This is a genomic window from Fibrella forsythiae, assembly GCF_017353175.1.
Classification (GTDB): domain Bacteria; phylum Bacteroidota; class Bacteroidia; order Cytophagales; family Spirosomataceae; genus Fibrella; species Fibrella forsythiae.
In genome coordinates, this window is sequence record NZ_JAFMYW010000005.1 from 447,136 (window position 1) to 467,814 (window position 20,679).

The window sequence follows — 20,679 nt, forward strand, 5'->3', positions numbered from 1 at the left end:
TACTCCCTTATTCGTTTATGCCATCGCGAACTTGTTGGCGTTCCGTTTCCGCTCGTTCTCGTCGAGGTAGATCTTACGGATACGCATCGACTTCGGCGTTACTTCCAGATACTCATCTTTCTGGATGTACTCCATCGACTCTTCCAGCGAGAACGTGATCTTCGGAACAATCCGCACGTTGTTGTCTGAACCAGAAGCCCGCATGTTGGTCAACTGCTTGGCCGTCTGTACGTTCACCACGATGTCGTTCTGACGGTTGTGCTCGCCGATTACCTGCCCAGCGTAGATTTCCTCACCCGGATCAACGAAGAATACGCCGCGATCCTGTAGTTTGTCAATCGAGTAGGCCGTGGCTGAACCGCTGGTCATTGAGATCAATGAACCGTTGATCCGCTCCTGAATGGCGCCTTTAAACGGTTGGTACTCTTTGAAGCGGTGCGACATAACGGCTTCACCGAAGGTAGCCGTCAGTACGTTCGAACGAAGACCGATCAGACCACGTGATGGAATGTCGAACTCAAGGTGCTGCAGGTCGCCTTTCGGTTCCATGATCAGCAGTTCGCCTTTCCGTTGCGTAGCCAGTTCGATTACTTTACCGGCCGTCTCTTCAGGTACGTCGACAACGAGGGTTTCGATCGGCTCCAGTTTCTGGCCGTTCTCATCTTCTTTATACAACACCTGAGGCTGACCAACCTGTAGCTCATACCCTTCACGACGCATGGTTTCGATCAGGACCGAAAGGTGAAGAATACCACGACCATACACCAGGAAGCGGTCTTCGCTGTCGGTGGCTTCTACACGCAGGGCAAGGTTTTTCTCGATCTCTTTGTACAGACGCTCGCGCAGATGGCGTGAGGTCACGAACTTACCCTCTTTACCGAAGAACGGTGAGTTGTTGATCGTGAACAGCATATTCATCGTTGGCTCATCAACCGAGATACGCTCCAGTGCCTCCGGGTTTTCGATATCCGAGATGGTATCACCAATTTCGAAATCTTCCAGGCCCGTGATAGCGCAAATGTCGCCGCACTGTACTTCGGCTACTTTCTGTTTGCCAAGACCTTCGAACGTTTGCAGTTCTTTGATCTTCACCCGCTTCACAGTACCGTCTGATTTCACCAGCGCCATGTTGGCACCTTCTTTCAGTACACCACGATGTACCCGGCCAATGGCGATCCGGCCAACGAAAGCCGAATAATCGAGCGACGTGATCTGCATTTGCGGTGCTCCTTCGTTAACGGGTACCGGCGGAATCGTGGCAATGATGGTATCGAGCAGGTACGTGATATTGTCGGTTGGTGTTTTCCAGTCCGGACCCATCCAACCCTGTTTCGACGAACCGTATACGGTTGGGAAATCAAGCTGATCTTCGGTAGCACCGAGGTTAAACATCAAATCGAACACCTGTTCGTGTACTTCGTCGGGGCGGCAGTTTTCTTTGTCTACCTTGTTAACGATCACGATCGGCTTCAGGCCCAGCTGAAGGGCTTTGCCAAGTACAAAACGCGTTTGGGGCATGGCACCTTCAAAAGCATCGACGAGCAGGCAAACGCCGTCGGCCATTTTCAGTACACGCTCTACTTCACCGCCGAAGTCACTGTGGCCCGGGGTATCAATGATATTGATTTTAACGTCTTTGTAGCGAACCGATACGTTTTTCGAAACAATGGTAATGCCACGCTCACGTTCCAGGTCGTTGCTGTCTAGAATCAGGTCCTGGAATTCCTGGTTCTCGCGGAAGAGTTTCGACGCATGAATAATCTTGTCGACCAGTGTAGTTTTGCCGTGGTCAACGTGGGCGATAATCGCAATATTGCGGATGGATTGCATACAATGTTTGAAAAGTGTTTCCCTCGACAGGATTCACAGGATGAACAGGATTTTTGATTCTATTGGTTTCTAAGCCAACATCTTGTTAATCCGAACGCCGGACTACTGTGTATCCTGTCGAAAATGACACAGGCAATTTTCCCGCAAAGGTACGAAAATTTATGCTGTAAAACAGATATTTACAACATATTAATGCGCATGCGGGCAATCAGAGGCCTCGACTCCTTTTATTGTACAATTCCGCTAGTTAACTAGAGTATATCTGTAAAAACGTCCTGAGCGCAGCAACCCGAGTCAATGCGTTCGATTTCAGACCAGATTACAGCGGCTATAAAAAATTCAGATAGACCTCAACTCCCATATAGCGTGGCCGGCTCCAGGCAATCTGATTGCCCCAGTCATACTCCCAGCCGTGCTGAATAAACAGCGTGTTGGTTAGGTTTTTGCCCCACAGCGCCACACTCCACTTTCCGTTGCGAGGCGCCAGCGACAGCCGCCCGTTCACGATGGTAGCTGCCTGCCGGGCAACAAGTGCTGAGTTTGAAATATCATTGAACGCCTTACCGGTGTGGTTGATGTTCATGCCTACAAAGACACGGAACTGATCGGTAATCGGAATGGTGTATTCAGGGGCTACCGACACCGTGATGTTGGGTGCTTTAAGTAACTGATTGCCAGCGTAATTGACGGGACTGCCCAGTTCGTCGGTGCCAAACGGAAAGTCGATATAGCGCAGGTGGAGGTAACCCGTCGCCACATCAACCCGGAAGTTCTTCAGGATACCCGAAAATTCAGTTTCAATGCCCCATCCCTGCGTTTTGGCGGCGTTGGCAACCCGTACCCGCGTGCCCTGATCGAGCAACTCCTGCTTGTTGATGTAGTCGGTATAAAACAGCGCCGTGTTGAACCGGGTGCGTTCGCTGGGTTTGAGTTTAAAGCCAAGCTCGTAGTTATTGACAAATTCGGGTTTGAACACCAGCCCGGTACCGTCGGGGTCGGTTGTTACAGACGTATTGAAGCCCGCTCCCTTGAACCCCCGAACGTATTTGGCGTAGCCCATCATGAATGGCGTAAACCGATAGTCGAGACCCAAGTCGTAGGTGAGTACGTTGTTATCGGCGTTACGTTCAACGGGCGTCGATTTTTCACCGACGTTCACGGCATAAATATCGATCAGGCCCAGCGGTTGTCCGTTTACGAATTGGTTGCTAATCTGCTGCCAGTACGATAGGCGGCGTTGCTCAGTTGTGAAGCGCAGGCCCGCAGTGAGCCGAAGCCGTTTGGTTAGTTCATAACTCCCTGATACAAAGGCCGCCATACTACGCGACTGGATAGTGCTGTTGGTGGTGTAGCCTTCGCTGGTAAACAGCTCACCATTAGGAACGTGTTTCTCCAGAATGGCTTCGCCTACGGGCAGGAAATCTTTTTGAAGCGAGAAGGTGTCTATGGCGCCAACCTGCTCATTGAGGAAATACAGTCCGCCGATGTATGAGAACTTCTCATCGCGTGGTGAGTGGATGCGGAGCTCCTGACTGATGTTCTGTAGTTGCTGGGTACGTCCCCAGAGCGACACGTTGGCCGACGACACATCGTTATCGCCAAAATAGGTGTCGACCGAGTTGTTGAAAGCAGTGATCGATGTGAGCGTGTTTCGGCCTAGTTTGAATTCGCCTTTGGCCACGGTGCCGTATTGCTGACGGGTAAAGGTGTTGGGTACGTTCTGGCTGGTATTCAGACCCTTATCAGCGGCTACGCCAACGGGGTCATTGTCGGGTTTGCTGCTGTAGACGAATGTGTTTTCGGAGTCGCCGTCTTTCCCGTAGTAGCCTCGCAGGGTAATGGTTGTTTTGGGGGTTGGCGTGTATAGTGCTGATCCCCGGAATCCGTAAAAATCGGTTTTGTTGACCGCCTCAATTGTCGGGATCTTGTCATTGATGTAACCGTCGCGGCGAGTATAGGCACCAGTTAGCCGAACGGCCAGCTTATTCCGGATCAGTTCGCGGTTGACCTTGGCCCGAGCCTGAAAGAAATTGTAGTTGCCATAGTTAAGCTCGATCTGGCCATTGTTGGCAAATTCCGGCTTCTCTGAAATGACATGCACTACACCACCAACCGTATTTTTTCCGAACAATGTACCCTGCGGCCCCCGTAATACCTCAACGCGTTCAATATCCATGAGTGTTGAGTTGAAGGCGAAGCTCCGCGAGAAGTAGGCATCGTCGATGTACAGCGCTACCGTTGATTCGAAGCCCACGTTATCGAACACGGTAGACAATCCGCGGATTGAAAAGGAGGCCTGTGAGCTGAGCCATGAATCGGTAATCAGGTTGGGTACGTTGTTCAAGGCTTCGAGCGTGTTATAGGTGCTGCGCCGCTCAAGGTCGCGCTGCGAAATGACCGAGGCTGCCACCGGTACTTTCTGCAGGTACTCATCGACCCGATTGGCGCTCACAATGGCGTCGCGCAGTTGCATGTCGTTGCTAACCAACCGAAAATCGATTGTCAGTGATCGATTGCCCTTCGGAAGCGCCGGTTGCACCATGTCCTGAAAGCCAATGAACCGACCAATCAGCTCAACCGGCCGGTTAATGGTGATCTGGTAACGCCCAAACTGGTCAGTGATCGTGCCGCGGGTTGAGCCCTTTATAATCACCGAGGCCCCAACCAGGGGCTCGCCGTTCGACGCTCTGAGAATACGTCCGGTAACAAGGGTTGTCTGTTGGGCGCAAACCGTTACGCTAAGAAGAAAAAGGGATAGAAATCCTGTGTGGCGTAGACACAGGAAGATAGTACCAGCGATGGCTGGGTAGTGAGGCTGTTTTTTCATGGGTTGTGGGAGGGTGTGTTTGCAGACTACGCTGTCACTAAGTAGTCATTTGTCGCAGGAACAATAAATGGCAGCGTAGCATAGTGACTATTTATCCGATGTGCCGGCTAATTTGCCTTCGAGCATGCGGAGCGTTTTTTCGCTGTAGAGGGCAGTTTTTTCCCGGTCGCGCTGCTCTTCAAAAGGTTTGTTGCTGAAGCGCGTTTTCTGAAGCACCCTCGCTTCGCCAAAAACAATGGCCTTCTGGGCGTCGTAGAGGTGCGGTTTAATCCGAATCACCAGTTCGAGCACAGTATCGAGCGTTTTGTCGAATACCCACCAGGCTTCGGTCTGGTCATTGAAATTCCGCGTAATCTTGATCTCGTCGTTGACCAGGCCGTCGTCGTACTGGAATCCCGATTCCGGCATCGACAGGCTTTGAATAAACTGCTTGCGTACATCGTCGGCCGGAAAATGGTAGATCCTGAGGATACGTTTATCTACAAGGTTCTGTTTGTCATACTCAAGCTGAGCTACCTGCGTGGTAGCTGCCTGCAACTGGGTAGTGCGCTGCGTGAGGCTGGCCTGTAAATTCTGGTTCCCGGCTGTCAGTTCAGACACCTGTACCGTTAAGGTGCTGATCTGGGCCTGCTGTCTGGCGAGGCTGTCGTTGCGGAGGGTCAGCGTTTTTTGCAACCCTGTAAGCTGTGCCTGTTGCCGCTGATTGTCGGCAGCCAGTTGGCGAGTCTGTACTTTCAACAGATTCGTCTGCTGAGTAAGTGATCGTATCTTCTTTTCGTATGCCTCGGCAAGATCATACTTAGCCGGGAGAGGGCTTGTTTGTGCGTTGGTAAATAAGCAATTCCCGAAAAGAAGGGAACTAATTAATAAGTAATTATAGCGCATGTGATAGGTTAGTTAAGCGTACGCGGCATTGATGGTCATATTAACCAAAAATGTTATTGCGTAAACGAATAATAACCCATAATTGACAATCATTTTGTATTTATTTGCCTGATCATCAACTCAGTTTACCGACTTATTGGTCAGCTATCCTTCCCCAGGGCAGGGAGGTCGCCGAAACGTTTTCGGTAATAAAGCACGGTAATTACCGATGTAATTGTACCCAGAATCGCCCCAACAAAGGCATCTTCTACGAAGTGTTGGAAAAGATACACGCGTGAGTAGCCCGCTATGGCTGCCAGCAACGTACCCAGCCACCCCCATGCCTTTCGCTGCCACAGAAACGCCAGCATGCTAAACAACGCGAAGGCCGACGTAGTATGCCCTGACGGAAAACTATTGTACTCATTGATGTGCAGGTCTTTAATCAGATGATATTCCCAGTTCGAGTGCTCGAAATAGCGAACCGGCCGTAGCCGCTCGGGGAAGACGATCATTTTCAGAAAGAGGCTGATCAGGCCGGAAATGGCAAAACTGGCCAGTATTAGCCAGCCAGCCCGTCGGTTCAGGACCAGCATAAACACCCCGATGACGATCACAAATCCGCCATCGCCCAGGTAGGTCAGGTAGGGGAACAATAGGTCGCCAATCGGGCTATTATGGTCGTTGATGAATCGAATAAGTTGCTCTTTTGTGTAGAGCAGCATCAACGTACCTACTGACAGTATCACGAGCAGGTACGTTATAAAAAAGACTCGATTGGCCCGAAACAGTGCGGAGAACGTCATGGCTGCAAAGGTAAACGACCAGGTTGGATCGTCATACCAACGTACCTGGCCGTTCTATTATCTACCGGAATCGGCATTCCGTTGCGGGCTTTGTTATCTTTGGCATACGATTCTCAGTGCGTTGCGCGTTGTGTTTGCTGAACGTTGCGACGATCAACTTTTTCCGCTACTTCCTGTCTATGACCATTCTGCTTCAGGTTCCTTCTGCATCGGCCGTGTCCGATTCTACCGCCAATGCGCTCAACGGGGCGGCTGCCACTACACAATCACTTGGCCTGTTCGATCTGGTGGCCAAAGGGGGTTGGGTGATGGTACCCATCGCTTTTCTGCTTTTTGCCTCTATATACCTGATTGTTGAACGGTGGGTGCTGATCGCCAGACAGGGTAAGGTTGATCCCGGCTTTGTGGATAACGTGAAGGATATGCTGCTTCAAGGCAACGTGAAGTCGGCCGAGTCGTTCTGCAAAAACCAGCGCACTGCCATCGGGCGCGTATTTGAGAAGGCCGTGGGCCGTGTGGGCGTTGCCTCTAATAAAGAAATTGAAGGGACTATTGAAACCGTTGGGCAGATCGAACTGTCGCGGATGGAGCGTAACCTGGGCTATCTGGGCGTCATTGCCGGTATTGCCCCCATGCTCGGCTTCATCGGTACAATTTCGGGTATCATCCGGATTTTCTACGACATTTCGCTGTCAGACAACATCAGTGTAGGTATTATCGCCGGTGGTCTGTACGAGAAGATGATCACGTCCGGTTCGGGTCTGATCGTTGGGGTAATTGCCTACACAGGCTATCACCTGCTGAACATGATGATCGAACGTTTTACGCTCAAACTGGAGATGAACGCTTTCGACTTCATGGAAGTCCTCCAGAAACCAACCGAAACAGCGCGTGTTCGATAAAAAAAGTCTTCATTTTACAGTTTGCTGTTTACTGTTGCTTCGCTTAGTAGCCGATAGGTTGGTATAGCAGCGCAACAGTAAACGGTAGACGGTAAACAGTAAACTCCTTCCCCCATGAAGCTTCGTCGAAAACGAAAATTTGCCGCAGAGGTGGCTACGTCGTCGTTGAACGACATTATGTTCTTCCTGCTGCTGTTCTTCCTGATCATCTCAACAGTTGCGAACCCGAACGTTATCAAGCTGTTACTACCTAAAGCGGCCGCTTCGCAGCAACTGAGCAAGAAACAGGTGACGCTGTCGGTCGATGCCAACAAGCAGTATTTCATTGATAAGCAGCCCGTAGCTACCGAATCGCTGGAAGAAGAACTAAAAACGGTGATGGCCGGTATCGACGAGCCCACGATTGTGGTCCGTTTCGATAAAACACTCAGCGTTCAGGATCTGGTTGACGTGCTACAAACCGGGGCCAAGCTGAACATCAAAATGGTGATGGCCACGTCGAAATAAAAACGAGTCGTGAGTCGATAGTCGTTAGTGCGCTGCTCTGTACAATGAACGTACCTCAGCAGCGCACTAACGACTATCGACTTACGACTCGTCTCAATACCCATTTGCCAGCATACCGCCGTCGATGGCGACAACCTGGCCGGTGATGTAGCTGGAGGCGGGCATACTCAGAAATGAAACGGCTGAGGCTACTTCCTCGGGTTCACCGATGCGTTTCATGGGCGTTCGGGCCAGAATGGCCTGTAATTTTGCAGGATTTTCGAGCACGGGCGCGGCCAGCGGCGTACGGATATACCAGGGCGCTACCGCATTGACCCGAATCCCATCCTGCGCCCATTCAACCGACAGGTTTCGTGTCAGCTGATTCATGGCCGCCTTTGTCATGCCATAGAGCGATCCGCTGCTGGTGTGGGTCAGGCCCGACACCGACGAGACAAAGACAATGCTGCTTTGGCCAGTTGCTTTCAGTAGGGGATATACCGCCTGAGTGAGTTCATAAGCAGAGCGAATATTGGTATTCAACACGTAATCATACTCGTCAGCGGCGTAATCGGCGGTGGGTTTACGGATGTTCGTCCCTACATTATTGACCAGGATACCCACGCTGCCCCAGGTTTCTTTCACGGCGTCGGCCAGGGTTCTGGCGGCGTCGGGCTGGCTTAGATCAACGGCTAGTCCTTCAACTACGAAGCCTTGCTGTCGGTAATCGGTAAGCTGTTGCTGGAGGAGGTCGTTATCGCGGGCCACGACGAAGACGGCGGCACCGAGTTGCAGAAATTGCTTCACAATGGCTTCGCCAATACCTTTTGTGGCACCCGTTACGAGGGCGCGTTGCCCTTGCAAGGAAAACAGATTGTTCATGATCGTTGAGAAATTCGGTCGAACAGAGTCTTGCCAGTGACAAGCATGATCAATCCCGGCAGTAAAATGGCACCGGCCCGAAAGCCTGCACCCGTTAATTTATAAACGCCCTGATTGAACTGAATAGCGCTGGTAAACAGCCAGTAGCCACTTGCCGATAACAGTAATGCCAGGAGTAATACTGCCACCGTTTTGCCAGTCCGGCTAATTAATGCTGTCAGCAGGATCGATATTCCAACCACAACTGCTACAGTACCTAGTGCTCGGGGAAAGGTTTTCAGGTAATTGTAATCGTAGAAGAACACGCCCGCCCGACCAATCAGGTTGGGGTGCGACATTAGCCAGCCGTCGAGCAGAACCAATACAGCCAGCAGTACGTAAAAGAATGGGTTTTTCATGCGGTCGTTACGCGGTCACCGGCTTGATATAGCGTTTCAGCCAGGTTTGAGCAGCAGGTACGTGCCAGGCGGCAAGATACTCGGCTTTTGTTTTTACCAGGGTGTTGAAAACCGTAGTGTCGGGTGTTAAGGTACCTTCCGCAAAAGCGGCCTTCAGACTACCCAACGGCAAACTCTGCACCGTATCGTCAGCATCTAGGTACGTCACCGAGCGATCCATAAAATCGATTCCCAGTACCTGTCCGGCAGCTTGTACCGAATGTACCGACGAGTCGATAGAGCATCCGCTCGGAAGGCCCGCGCCTTCATCAACCGCGACAAGCAAGAAACGGCCATCGACAACCTTGGCCGCGGCCAGCAGTGGATGTCCGTGAGCGGCCCAATTGGCCAGTGCTGGTTGCAGCGTCATTTCAACGGCCGTTGTTTCGTCGGCCGTTAGCGCCCGGTTTGCCTGATACACCCACAGGCGGGCGTTCGGCGTTATTTGGTCGAAAGAGATAACCATAAATGGATTTGGGATTTACGATCGGTCCGCCGATGCGGTCGGATTTGGGATTTGCTTCGCTACGGAATGAGATTGGCGGAGCAAATCCCAAATCCGGCATTGTACATCCCAAATCTTATAACCCCTGCCCCTGCGCGATCAGTTCCGAAATGTCGTAGACCTTAACGGAGTCTTCGCGGTTCTGGTTTTTCACGCCGTCGCTCATCATGGTCATGCAGAATGGGCAGGCAACGGCGATGGTGTCGGCACCGGTAGCAAGGGCTTCCTGGGTACGTTCAACGTTCACGTCTTTCCTGCCGGGTTCGGGTTCTTTAAAGTACTGAGCGCCACCGGCTCCGCAGCAAAGGCCGTTGGCTTTTACCCGTTTCATCTCTACCAGATCGGCGTCGAGCGAAGCCAGCACCTCGCGGGGCGCTTCGTACACCTTGTTGGCCCGGCCCAGGTAGCACGAATCATGAAAGGTAATCTTTCGGCCTTTAAATGGCTGACCATCAGCTACTTTTACGCGGCCTTCACTGATGAGCTGCTGCAGAAATTGCGAGTGGTGGATCACCTCGTAGTTGCCGCCGAGGTCGGGGTATTCATTTTTAAGCGTGTTGAAGCAGTGCGGGCAAGCCGTTACGATCTTTTTTACGTTATAGCCGTTCAGCACCTGAATATTACTGATGGCTTGCATTTGAAACAGGAATTCGTTGCCTGCCCGCCGCGCCGGATCGCCAGTGCAGGATTCTTCGGGGCCCAACACGGCAAATTTGATTCCAACGTGGTTCAGAATGCGGACGAACGCCAGGGTGACGCGTTTATACCGGTCATCGAATGACCCGGCGCAACCTACCCAGAACAGGATTTCGGGTTCGTCGCCAGCGGCCGTCATATCGGCCATAGTAGGTACGGTGAATGTCTTTTCAGTCATGTTTAGAGAAGTCCTCTGCCTTATGTCCTCTGTTGCGCTGCTAATCAACCATGTAGTTCATTAACAGCGCAACAGAGGACATAAGGCAGAGGACTGTTTTTTATTTATTGTTGATTTCGTCGGCCCAGTTGAAGCGGTCGCTTGGCGAGAATTTCCAGGGGGCCTGGTTGTTTTCTACATTGCTGAACATGGCGTTCCAGGAAGCTGGTGCCTGCGCGTCTTCCATCACTTTGTAACGGCGCATTTGTAGGATGATGTTGAGCGGGTTGATATTGATGGGGCAGGCGTTGACGCAGGCCTGGCAGGTAGTACAGGCGTTGATCTCTTCCACCGTTGTGTAGTCGCCGAGGAGCGATTTCTCGTCGGTGTAGTCGGCACCGTTTTTCTGCTTACCCGTCATGATTTCCTCGGCCCGCCAGCGGGTGTCCATCATGATTTTGCGCGGCGATAGCTTCTTACCCGTAATGTTGGCCGGGCAGGCTGCCGTACAACGGCCGCATTGGGTGCAGGAGAACGCGCCCATCACATCGACCCACGAGAGGTCAGGTACGTCTTTCGCGCCAAATTTGCCGAGGTCAGATGGCTGTTCGCCGTTTTCGTTGGCTTGTGCTGCATTGCCGGTCGCATCGGCCGTAATGTTTGGTTCAATGCCGAGGGCCAACTGCACTTCCTTGGTGATAGTCGGCATATTCTTCATTTCGCCTTTAGGCTGCAAATCAGAGAAATAAACATTCGGGAAAGCCAGGCCAATGTGCAGATGCTTCGAGTAAGTCACGTAGGCGGCGAAGAACAGAATGCCGAGGATGTGGAACCACCACGAGAACCGTTCGTAGGCCACCAGACCGCCGTCGCTCATGCCTGAGAAGAATGGCTTCAGGTACTGGCTGATCAGAAAATCGGGTACAATCCCTTTCAACTCGCCGTAATGGCCGATGCCTCGGTCGCGCAGTACGCTGTCGGATGCGTTCCAGGTCAGGAAGGCGATCATCAACACTATTTCGAAGATCAGGATGAGCGTGGCATCGAGGCGGGGCCAGCGGGGGCGCATCTCTTCATGATTCTCCGGCTGCAATCGGCTCACTTTCGTGAGGTAACGTCGGCACAGGAACACCACACAAACGGCCAGTACGCCAAATGCCAGTACCTCAAATACGCCAATCAGGAATGGATACACCGGCGCTATGTAGGGGGCGAATACGCGGTGCGTGCCCAGCAGGCCGTCGATGATGATCTCCAGGATCTCAAGATTAATTATAACGAAGCCGACGTAGATGACCAGGTGCATCAGGGCCACCGTGAGGTTGGTAAACATCTTTTTTTGCCCGAATGCGATGAGCATCATGAGCTTGAACCGCTCGCCCGAATTATCGCTACGGTCTTCTGGCCGACCCAGATTGATGGCCCCGGCAATGTATTTTACCCGGCGGGTAATGATGACTGCGGCGGCAATAAGGGCCACCGCGAATAAAACTTGTTGAATCACGTTCATATTTTTTTAGCAGGTTAATCGGCTAAGGGTCAACTCAAAGGCGGTTAGGTTGTTCGATTTGGAAACTTTTTTCTGGCTGGGTATTGCAACGCATGGTTTCTGCACCTACTTTTGCACCCACGTTTAACACAGACGTCGCGGTGATGTAGCTCAGTTGGTAGAGCAAAGGACTGAAAATCCTTGTGTCGGCGGTTCGATTCCGTCCATCACCACCTTATTATCAGGGAGTTACGATTAAAAATCGTAACTCCCTTTTTTGTTGGTACAACAATGGTACATTATTTCGTGAGTAAGGTTTCCGGCATTGTGAATGCATTCATATTGATTAATATCGGTTGATTTACAGCTTGTTACGGCTAAACGCTTGATAAGATGGGCTCTCACTTGTCATGAGATCACACACTTAGAGTGGATTGATCAAGTCGATTTTACGCTTGATGGTCATCGCAATCGTCTGCGAAAATAACACCTTTTCCGATAGTATGCATGCATACTATCTTGCTGACTGCTTATTAGAGCGGCATGGACAAGGTTAAAGGGTAGACCAGCCCGAACACTCACGCCCAAAGCGGCGAGTTGTCAGCGGCAACTTTACCGTGTACCAGCAACACCTCGCGGTATTTGATCAACGTCATCGCTCTGATATCGACCGGATCAATCGTGCTAGGTAGTTGAAACGTGTCATCAGCCACGATATCACGCAGCCACAATTCGGCGATCAGCGAATGTGCAAGCTGAGGCACATACCCCAAAAACTGACTGAGGCGATCTCTTACCATGTATCCATAGGGTAGATAGTTATTCTCATAGTTGCGGTAAATGGCCTCGTCGTAGGTCAGACACGTGTTGTATTTCATATCATAATTGCGGATCAGTTTGATATGATCTTCAATCTGGTCTAGGAAATCTTCCTGCTCGATTTCCCCTTGCCAATGCTGATGAACCAAGGCTCGCAAATAGGCTTCAAATGGCATTAGGACACTGTCCATTGGCAGGTAGCCAAGATAGATTTTGATTAGGCCGTGGGCTGTCTCTTTAAGCTCAGGGAATGCGGTCGCATGAACAAGCAGATCATTCCATTTTACGCTGCCGATACGTCCTTCAGCTATCGCTTCGTCAGCGTCAGCCGAAACGCGTTTTTGGTCACCCCTGTTTCTTCCCGCAATCACTTTCTGCTGTCCCTTCATTTTACACTCCCCGCACAAAATACATCAAGCTTATGTCTATATTAGCGTAAGTGTACTGAGCATCAACCAAAAATGACTAAGGAGATGAGCCAGACTGACGACAAACCGGAAAGCTTCCCAAAGGGCTACGAGCACACGGAAGCGCGTTTAGACAATACCCAAGGCCATTTACAGGCGATAGATGAGCAGATTAAAAACACCCTTAATGAGCAGGGGCCAACTCTGACCTTTAGGCCACCGGGTTCGGGCTTTATGAGATCACGCCAGCCCGGGAGCCGAGATCAAGTGATCACGTTCCTAGAAGAGCGAAAAAACGAACTTAAGAGGGATACCCTAGAACAAACGGAACAGGATACGCGTGGTGGCGATAACAAGGCCGGCCGGGTTGTGCGTGATCGCGTTCGGGAGGAGCTCTTTCCCAATCCCTATCGCCATCTGGGCAAAGCAGAGATGGGCCAGGAACAAACGTCTTTGAGAGACATGGAACAGGCGCAGGATTACATGGATGCCAAACTGGTTCAGGCAGCGGCAGACCGAAAGGCTCAGCCTAAAGAGGTCGTCCCATCACCTGAAAAGAAGGAGGATACGGGTCTGTCGATGTCAGTACGGTTTAACCAATCACTGAGCTACACAAAAGCGATGGAGCAAGCCGATGTAACGCATACTCCACCAAACGATCCACAGCGCGGTTTTGATCGAGAGTGAATAAACTAGTTCATTTATCGGGTTCGATGTCCCGGTCTTTTGATCTGGTAGGGGCTATATTATCCTTCTGCGAACGATTACCCGTTAACCAATTGGGTAAACGCTCTTCCCTTACCCGCTCCGCTTCATACTGCTCCCGGCCAGCTTTAAAACCAACCAGGCGAATAAAGTCGCTGTCTATGCTGGCCAATTGTTCCGCCAAGTCGGGCCTGTGCTGGGCGATGAGATAGCCTTCATTGAAACCCTTCACATAGTCGGGTTCAATCTTGTTTTGATCGTCCATCGTTAAAAGGTGTTACGGGCGTTCCGGGCCAGATAGGCGTTGATTGAATCGCGGTCGTAGAGAATGATTTTCTTCTGTGGCTGGGAGAACCGTATTTTCCCCTCATCACGTAGTTTTTGCAGCGTTGTCTTCGATTTGATATTGAGGAGTTGCATGGCATCTTCATCGGACACCCATTTTTCTAAGTCGCTGCCCTGCTTCTCCTTCAGTCTGGTAACGACCTCTTCAACTAAGGCGAAGAATGCTTTGTCTTCGAGGCAAATGACTTGCATAGATTCTTTTGATAGATAGACATCTCCCAATTACTACAGCAAAGTTATTGTTAGAGTGAGAATACTTTTAAACCAGTATATGACATTGATCATTTATCCTGATCAGCGTTAATGTTAATCGAATTCAAAATGGTCCTATTTTCTCTTAATACACAGGGCTGCGTTTAACCTGTCACAGGTCAACCAAATAAGATTTAAGATAAGTACCGCAAATGTGTTTCTGACTATCCTTGCGGTGAAAAACTGATCAGACCATTATCATATGATTTTACAAACGTACTACCAACGTCGTACGTTTGTAAAATCGTCTCACGAACTCAACTGTAACGCTGAAAAAGTACGTTGATTTGTGAAATGGCAATTTGAGAGGTTTGAATGAAGCTAACAACCGCAACCGAGTGGGGCAATATATTGTCTCGAAGAAACGGGCGTTTAATAGTACGCCTGTGCAACCTGCTTATTTCTTTTTCGATCTTTAGTGACCCCGCTAAGGGGCCGCCGAAGAAATGAGGTCCGTCATTCATAAGTCGTTAAATTTGATATACTTATACTGTGGGGAACAGGCAAACAGGTAATTTAAGATCGATACGTGACCGGCTCCGAAAAGCACCAACACCCTGTCCCGTGGCGAGGTGATAATGTTCTGAATGTTGCGATAAATCCGTAGATTTCGATTGAACCAAAACATGGACAGGGCGTCGGCTCCTTCATAGCGTTTGGCGTCAAATTGACCACCGCTAACGTAGGCTCCGAAGCCTCGATTGAGCACTTTCTCACTGTTGATGTAGCGAAAACTTTCCAGTAAAGTTAGGCGGGTTTGTTGCCGATCTTGGTAATTATAAAGCTGCTGATAGCGTTGAGATATTGAATTACGACCGCCGAAATAATGACGAGCCAAAATACGGTCCAGGTAGGTAGAGTCCGCCGTTTTTGACCGATTGTTAGCCAATTCTAGGAGCAGTGGATAAGCATCCACCCCATACAGCGTGTCCAGCTTGAAGCGATCAAGCAATCGCAAGGCAATCTGGTCGGTTTCCGAAGCACCTAGGGCTTTGCCCTCCTTTTTCCAAGCCTCAAAGCGACGCAGGATATAGCCGCTGTTACGACCTCCTTCGACCGCAATTTTAGTAGGTTTAAACCGAGCGATATAATCCAGTAAGTCGCTCAGTTCGGCTTGCCGACGGGCTGAGAGGATATTAACCTTATCTTCTTCGCTGATTTTGTGGGCATCTATACCCGGGTAATTAAAATGCCAGCTACCTACTAACAAGACGCTAGGCAGTGAATCGCGTCCAACTAGAAAAGAATCTGGGTCCGTCCTGGTAGTTCGATTCGCTTGTGCGTAAACTAACGCCTGATTAGATGAACAAGCACTCAGTAGTGCCAACGCGATAACGCTAATGCTTAGGCAATGAATAGACATAAGTTAGGATTAAGTAAGACCGATTGTCGCGCTTAGGGGGGGGCGAGTCATTCGACCGGTTAAATAGCTGACCAGCCCTAGACGGCTTCCCCATTAGCGTAGACAAAACTGACATCGATGTCTCAGGAGATCAATTTTATTATCCCAACCCGCTCGTTTAGCCGACGAACGCCCTTATACGTAGATGATGCACCAACTTGATGTTGTGAATCGGATTCATTGCTTCATCTAGCCGATTTATCCAGGTAGATAAAGCGTTCGTATAAAAGCAGTTCGATAATGCCTTGGGTCAAATAGCTTGCAGAATGAATCGGAAAAATTGGTATCAACTGCATCGGTTGGGCTGGTCAATTTACCTGGGGTATGAACTGATTGGGGACTGGCTGTTGAGCCCGTATCCGCTTCGGAGTAGCTTATTGAGCAGCACCCAAGTTGCCTTGCGGCTGCTCGAATTTTACTGTTGTTATTGGCTGGTGTTCCCCCAATTGCTGCGGTCAGAGCCACTGCTGATTAGACTAGTGAAACTATTATCCGCCCTGCTAGGAATTATGGCCCTCTATATGGGTCTACGGTATGGGTTGGAGCAGGGACTTTATCCACGACTGTTTGGTTTCGGTAATTACAATCCCAATACTACCCTAAGCTATTACGTTTCGGACAATCTGTACTTTGCTAGTCCAGCCATCGCTGTTAGTTGGTTAACTTGGACGATCGAACGGACTATACAGCGGGAAGAGGAAACGCAGCAGCTACGCCATCAAATGCGGACGGCTGAAGAAGCGTTTCTGCGGGCACAGATTGCGCCCCATTTTTTGTTCAATACCCTCAATTATCTGTATGTCCTAGCGTACCCCGTTTCCAAACCCTTAGCGTCAGCTATCCTCAAACTCTCTGAGTTAATGCGTTATACGTTAGCAGCTAGTTCAGCTAGTCAGGTTGTTCTCCGCCAAGAGGTTGCGTATCTACAGGATTATTTAGATTTATACCGCCTACGCTTTCCAGGTCGATTTTTTGTCAATTTCATAGTCGAAGGGGAACTAAGAGATCAGCAGGTAGCTGCCCTACTTCTCATTCCTTTTGTGGAGAATGCCATTAAACACGGGGTAATTGACCAAGCACGTTATCCGGTACAGATTACGTTGACTATTCGCCGAGATGATCTGGTCTTGAGCGTTGACAACACGATTGGCAACCAGCAGAAAGAAACAACCTCGGGGATTGGCATCACCAATGTTCGTCGTCGGTTAGAGCTGCTCTATCCCGGTCGTTACGAGTTAGTCATTAATCAAACACCGGCTCAGTTCAACACTTATTTACTAGTGCCGATTCACTAACTGTCTACTTTTTATGTTGCCCTTGATCCGTTGTTTAGCCGTCGATGATGAAGAGTACGCCTTAACGTTGTTGGCCGACTATATTCAACAAGTGCCTTTCCTAAAGCTAGTCAAAACGACTACCAACCCCCTCGAAGCCCTGCGCTTTTGTCAAACGGACCAAGTCGATGTCCTGTTTCTAGACATTCAGATGCCTGAACTCACAGGGTTACAGTTGTTACGCTTGTGTGGTAGCCGCTGTAAAGTGATTCTGACGACGGCCTATTCCGAATATGCGTTAGATGGGTATGAGAACGATGTGATTGATTACTTATTGAAGCCGATCTCCTTCGAGCGTTTTTTAAGGAGTGTTCAAAAGTTGCTCCCTTTCTTTATATCTGCAGAGGCAACGCACGCTCCGCCGTCTTTGGTAGTGCCATCAACGCTTGTGGCTGAACCGACATACTTATTTCTAAAAGGGGATACCAAGAACAAATATGTGCGCGTGAATCATGCCGATATTCACTTTGTCGAAGGCCTAAAAAATTATGTTTCCGTTCAGCTAACGACGGATCGTCTAATTAGCTATTGCAGTTTGAAGGATCTCTTAAGCCAGTTGCCTTGTCCTCCTTTTATTCGAATTCACCGGTCTTATATTGTTGCTCTAGATAAGATCGAGTCTATTGATGGGCATTTAATCTATATCCGTAATAAGCGTCTCCCTATTGGAGAGACGTATCGAGACGAAGTTCTACAAATCATTCGTGCCCGTCAGCCGCACACAGGCTAGCTTTATACTAGAGTTGTTGCAACGGGTTAATTTTGTAAAATGAAGTTTTCAACAGCGGACTTACGCACTGATCGCCAGTGGCGAGCGGCTACGGGATTAGATCAAATACGGTTTACTAAACTACTGGCTCTGTTTCCCGCCGCTTACCAACAGCTTTACGGACAAAGCCTTGAGCAACGCCAGCAGCAATGCCCCGACGAGCCAGTGCTTAATAGCTACGAAGACTTGTTGTTATTTACTTTATTCTCCCGCTCCGGCGGCCCGGTTAAAATCAGGCCTTACCTTTGACTTACTAGGCCTTACTACCGGTATGGATGGCTCGACAGCTAAGCGCAATCAGGATATCGGGCTGGCCTTAATGAAAACCGCTCTTAGCCAGTCTGGCCACTTGCCTAAGACCCATTTTGACAACGCCGAAAGCTTCAAAGCTTACTTCCAGGATAAAGGCCCTCTGCTGATTGATGCAACAGAACAACGTACCCAGCGGCCGGCCGATCCCAACTACTAGGAGGGCATGTACAGCGGCAAAAAAAAGCCCATACGGTCAAGTCATTAATCTTGGGCACAGCTGATCGCTATATTCACTATGTAAGCAAAGCTTGGCAGGGTAAGCATCATGATTATCGACAGTTAAAGTACCACTTCCCGCCCGACCAACCCTGGTTTTCTGAACTCTCTATTGAAGTAGATTTAGGCTATCAGGGAATCGTAAAGGACTATGATTGTCAATCAGTTAGTCAGCCTAAGAAGAAACCGAAAGGTGGCCAATTAACGTCGGAAGAAAAGGCGGATAATCAAACTAAGAGTTCAACCCGAATTCGTGTCGAACACGCCATTGGCGGCTTAAAACGCTACCGCTATCTAAGTGATCGACTACGCACACACAAGGCAAGTTTGTATGAGTTATCACTATTAATTTGTGCTGGTCTGTGGAATTTTATTTTGAGTAACTAACTGACAATCACCGTTGCAACATGTCTACTAACGACCTACGGCCGGTTGTGCTGTATTCGATTTTGGATATGTGGCCTCTTGAACTTGCTACTTTTTACTGGACAGAAAAGTAAGAAACATCGTCTGGTAAAAGATAGTACAATCAGAGAAAACTCAAAACTTGTATCTGTATAATTATCTCAAATAACGCTCCTTTCGGGCGATACAGGTTTGCCCTTCATAGATCTAAACCAGCTACGAACCCAAGTTGTCTTAAAATAAACGAACGTTTATATTGTGACAAACCGTACTAGCAATGTAATTGAAAGAGAGATGCTTTAACTAAAAAAATCACCTACGAACCACTCACATTTGAAGGCTCATATTGATAAAGAGATGTGCGATAAGGAGTATTACTTAACCATTAAGTATAACAACATAAGTATATCGCTATATTGCAGTTTGTAAAACTTTCACTCTCACAAGTGACTTAAACCAAACAATATGATACTGGAAAGACAGACAATGCGGTCGAATGAGTATGCTTCTGACAGCTTTTTAACACAACGGCAGCTAACGAGAGTGTTAGATGCAGCAGACACCTATAAAGATGATTTGCTTGATCTTTTTAAAGTAGAAGACGAATCGAGAGTAATAAAAATCGGCAACTCCAAACAGTTGATTAACGCAATCTCTCTTCTTGACAGTCAATGCGTCAAAGTCAATTTGAGAAGTAGGGTCAAGGACATTTACTTGGACAAAATGCTAGAAAAGGAGAAAGCTATATTCGAAATAGTCAACATTGAAGACGAATTTGTAATAAATAAGACTAAATCAGATATGCTTTCAGTAGAAACTAAATATTCAGCAAAGAGCGATTTGTTAGATATTTACGATCTCAGTAAGTTCGCCAACTATTGCCGTGACAAAAGCTATGATGACCTTATAGATGTAATAAAAGACTATCTTAAAAGAAAAAATATAAACAATGCAAATGAAAAGCGACTTAGAACTGTCTATAACAAAGCCGAAGACAAGTTCTATTTAAGAGCTGTTACATCTGTCGGAGATTACAAAGAGTATGGAATAAATTTCTCTGTATTCGTAGCAATCATGGCTTTGGATAAATACGCTGAAAACAAAGAAAGCGAGATTTATATTGACAATTACAGCGTAGACGACTCTACGCTATATGTCTCTTTCACCCTTAATAGCAAAAATAAAATTGATGATAAACTAAGCTTGTCTTTTAATCTGATCTTGGAAAATGATGAGATTAAAAGAAATGCTGTATCCTTTAATGGATTAGTTAAGCTCATTTACACAGACGATAGTAAAGAAAGCGAAATATATTTAAGGCCTAGAGGGATAAAGAAAGAGCCCGATACAAGCCCAGTGGACTTATTGACTTATGCTCACAGGGGAAGTGTAGCAAATGTGCTTGAGAAAATAGAGCATCTTCCAAAGCTTATTGATTTTTTTATTGAACAAGTAAGTGAAGATTCTAAAAAGATTTCTTCTATTAGAAATCCAGATGATGTGAAGGTCTTTATTGCCGAAAAGGTAAGAAGAGCTAAGAAAGAAGAATTTAAGGTATATAAAGATAAAATCCTCAAGATACTGACAAGAATAAATGTTGATAATACATTTATGCTGTTTGATATGCTCAGAGAAGTCGATGATTTATTTGAACATGATGATATAGTCTCACGAAATTTCTGGCGTAGTAAGCTTTATCAAGCAATGATCGAGAAGCTGTAAATCTCACAATCAGCCTTAAGACATGAGCATAACAAAAGGAGAACCTACTAATGGGTTCTCCTTTTGTTATGATTCTAACGATGAAAAGAAGCTATGAGCCGAATGATCTA

The 20,679-nt window shown here is 48.5% G+C and carries 20 protein-coding genes, 1 tRNA gene and 1 pseudogene; 9 read left to right on the forward strand and 13 right to left on the reverse strand.

The window, feature by feature from the left end:
* Positions 1 to 15 precede the first annotated feature (15 nt).
* From typA to J2I46_RS18350, 4 genes are all read right to left on the reverse strand, one after another.
* Positions 16 to 1,830 carry a translational GTPase TypA gene (typA, locus tag J2I46_RS18335; protein WP_207330501.1) on the reverse strand — a complete coding sequence of 605 codons (1,815 nt, stop codon included), beginning with the start codon at positions 1,828 to 1,830 and terminating at the stop codon, positions 16 to 18.
* Positions 1,831 to 2,158: 328 nt separating this feature from the next.
* Positions 2,159 to 4,657 (reverse strand): TonB-dependent receptor, encoded by a 2,499-nt coding sequence (locus J2I46_RS18340; RefSeq protein WP_207330502.1) that lies wholly within the window; start codon positions 4,655 to 4,657, stop codon positions 2,159 to 2,161.
* Between the two features lie 87 nt (positions 4,658 to 4,744).
* A complete protein-coding gene (locus tag J2I46_RS18345) occupies positions 4,745 to 5,542 on the reverse strand; it encodes a hypothetical protein (protein WP_207330503.1) in 798 nt (265 codons plus the stop codon).
* Between the two features lie 140 nt (positions 5,543 to 5,682).
* A complete protein-coding gene (locus J2I46_RS18350) occupies positions 5,683 to 6,327 on the reverse strand; it encodes a phosphatase PAP2 family protein (protein WP_207330504.1) in 645 nt (214 codons plus the stop codon).
* A gap of 179 nt (positions 6,328 to 6,506) precedes the next feature.
* Here J2I46_RS18350 and J2I46_RS18355 point away from each other — a divergent pair, with 179 nt between their 5' ends.
* Positions 6,507 to 7,229 carry a MotA/TolQ/ExbB proton channel family protein gene (locus J2I46_RS18355; protein ID WP_207330579.1) on the forward strand — a complete coding sequence of 241 codons (723 nt, stop codon included), beginning with the start codon at positions 6,507 to 6,509 and terminating at the stop codon, positions 7,227 to 7,229.
* 114 nt (positions 7,230 to 7,343) lie between these two features.
* Complete coding sequence (locus tag J2I46_RS18360; protein ID WP_085411265.1) at positions 7,344 to 7,736, forward strand: ExbD/TolR family protein; 393 nt, start codon at positions 7,344 to 7,346, stop codon at positions 7,734 to 7,736.
* Between the two features lie 93 nt (positions 7,737 to 7,829).
* Here J2I46_RS18360 and J2I46_RS18365 read toward each other — a convergent pair whose 3' ends face one another.
* From J2I46_RS18365 to J2I46_RS18385, 5 genes are all read right to left on the reverse strand, one after another.
* A complete protein-coding gene (locus tag J2I46_RS18365; protein ID WP_207330505.1) occupies positions 7,830 to 8,597 on the reverse strand; it encodes an SDR family oxidoreductase in 768 nt (255 codons plus the stop codon).
* Positions 8,594 to 8,995, reverse strand: a complete 402-nt coding sequence (locus J2I46_RS18370) for a hypothetical protein (RefSeq protein WP_207330506.1) — start codon at positions 8,993 to 8,995, stop codon at positions 8,594 to 8,596. The genes J2I46_RS18365 and J2I46_RS18370 overlap by 4 nt, the downstream gene beginning before the upstream one ends.
* Before the next feature lie 7 nt (positions 8,996 to 9,002).
* Positions 9,003 to 9,500 carry a hypothetical protein gene (locus J2I46_RS18375; protein ID WP_207330507.1) on the reverse strand — a complete coding sequence of 166 codons (498 nt, stop codon included), beginning with the start codon at positions 9,498 to 9,500 and terminating at the stop codon, positions 9,003 to 9,005.
* 115 nt (positions 9,501 to 9,615) lie between these two features.
* A complete protein-coding gene (locus J2I46_RS18380; protein ID WP_207330580.1) occupies positions 9,616 to 10,383 on the reverse strand; it encodes a (Fe-S)-binding protein in 768 nt (255 codons plus the stop codon).
* A 130-nt stretch (positions 10,384 to 10,513) separates the two neighbouring features.
* On the reverse strand, positions 10,514 to 11,902 hold the full coding sequence (locus tag J2I46_RS18385; protein WP_207330508.1) for a 4Fe-4S dicluster domain-containing protein: 1,389 nt from the start codon (positions 11,900 to 11,902) through the stop codon (positions 10,514 to 10,516).
* Positions 11,903 to 12,041: 139 nt separating this feature from the next.
* Here J2I46_RS18385 and J2I46_RS18390 point away from each other — a divergent pair.
* A tRNA-Phe gene (locus J2I46_RS18390) sits at positions 12,042 to 12,114 on the forward strand.
* A gap of 345 nt (positions 12,115 to 12,459) precedes the next feature.
* Here the strand turns inward: J2I46_RS18390 and J2I46_RS18395 are convergent.
* Positions 12,460 to 13,089: a hypothetical protein gene (locus J2I46_RS18395; RefSeq protein ID WP_207330509.1), complete on the reverse strand. Its 630-nt coding sequence runs from the start codon at positions 13,087 to 13,089 to the stop codon at positions 12,460 to 12,462.
* Between the two features lie 84 nt (positions 13,090 to 13,173).
* On the opposite strand from J2I46_RS18395, the gene J2I46_RS18400 reads away from it, so the two are divergent.
* Positions 13,174 to 13,794, forward strand: coding sequence for a hypothetical protein (locus J2I46_RS18400; RefSeq protein ID WP_207330510.1), 621 nt, complete (start codon positions 13,174 to 13,176; stop codon positions 13,792 to 13,794).
* A 10-nt stretch (positions 13,795 to 13,804) separates the two neighbouring features.
* On the opposite strand, the gene J2I46_RS18405 is transcribed toward J2I46_RS18400, so the two are convergent.
* The 3 genes from J2I46_RS18405 to J2I46_RS18415 all read right to left on the reverse strand — a co-directional run bounded on the left by J2I46_RS18405 (position 13,805) and on the right by J2I46_RS18415 (position 15,772).
* Positions 13,805 to 14,077 carry a hypothetical protein gene (locus J2I46_RS18405; RefSeq protein ID WP_207330511.1) on the reverse strand — a complete coding sequence of 91 codons (273 nt, stop codon included), beginning with the start codon at positions 14,075 to 14,077 and terminating at the stop codon, positions 13,805 to 13,807.
* 2 nt (positions 14,078 to 14,079) lie between these two features.
* Positions 14,080 to 14,349 carry a helix-turn-helix domain-containing protein gene (locus J2I46_RS18410; RefSeq protein WP_207330512.1) on the reverse strand — a complete coding sequence of 90 codons (270 nt, stop codon included), beginning with the start codon at positions 14,347 to 14,349 and terminating at the stop codon, positions 14,080 to 14,082.
* A 520-nt stretch (positions 14,350 to 14,869) separates the two neighbouring features.
* Entirely contained in the window at positions 14,870 to 15,772 is a 903-nt protein-coding gene (locus J2I46_RS18415) for a DUF5694 domain-containing protein (RefSeq protein ID WP_207330513.1), read from the reverse strand.
* Positions 15,773 to 16,077: 305 nt separating this feature from the next.
* Here J2I46_RS18415 and J2I46_RS18420 point away from each other — a divergent pair, with 305 nt between their 5' ends.
* The 5 genes and pseudogenes from J2I46_RS18420 to J2I46_RS18440 all read left to right on the forward strand — a co-directional run bounded on the left by J2I46_RS18420 (position 16,078) and on the right by J2I46_RS18440 (position 20,569).
* Positions 16,078 to 17,106 carry a sensor histidine kinase gene (locus tag J2I46_RS18420; RefSeq protein WP_207330514.1) on the forward strand — a complete coding sequence of 343 codons (1,029 nt, stop codon included), beginning with the start codon at positions 16,078 to 16,080 and terminating at the stop codon, positions 17,104 to 17,106.
* 13 nt (positions 17,107 to 17,119) lie between these two features.
* Positions 17,120 to 17,875, forward strand: coding sequence for a LytR/AlgR family response regulator transcription factor (locus J2I46_RS18425; RefSeq protein ID WP_229379829.1), 756 nt, complete (start codon positions 17,120 to 17,122; stop codon positions 17,873 to 17,875).
* 310 nt (positions 17,876 to 18,185) lie between these two features.
* Positions 18,186 to 18,383: a hypothetical protein gene (locus J2I46_RS18430; protein ID WP_207330515.1), complete on the forward strand. Its 198-nt coding sequence runs from the start codon at positions 18,186 to 18,188 to the stop codon at positions 18,381 to 18,383.
* Between the two features lie 26 nt (positions 18,384 to 18,409).
* Positions 18,410 to 18,829, forward strand: a pseudogene (locus J2I46_RS18435) (transposase family protein); the annotation flags it as partial.
* Positions 18,830 to 19,312: 483 nt separating this feature from the next.
* Positions 19,313 to 20,569, forward strand: coding sequence for a hypothetical protein (locus tag J2I46_RS18440; RefSeq protein WP_207330517.1), 1,257 nt, complete (start codon positions 19,313 to 19,315; stop codon positions 20,567 to 20,569).
* The last annotated feature ends 110 nt before the right edge of the window (positions 20,570 to 20,679 follow it).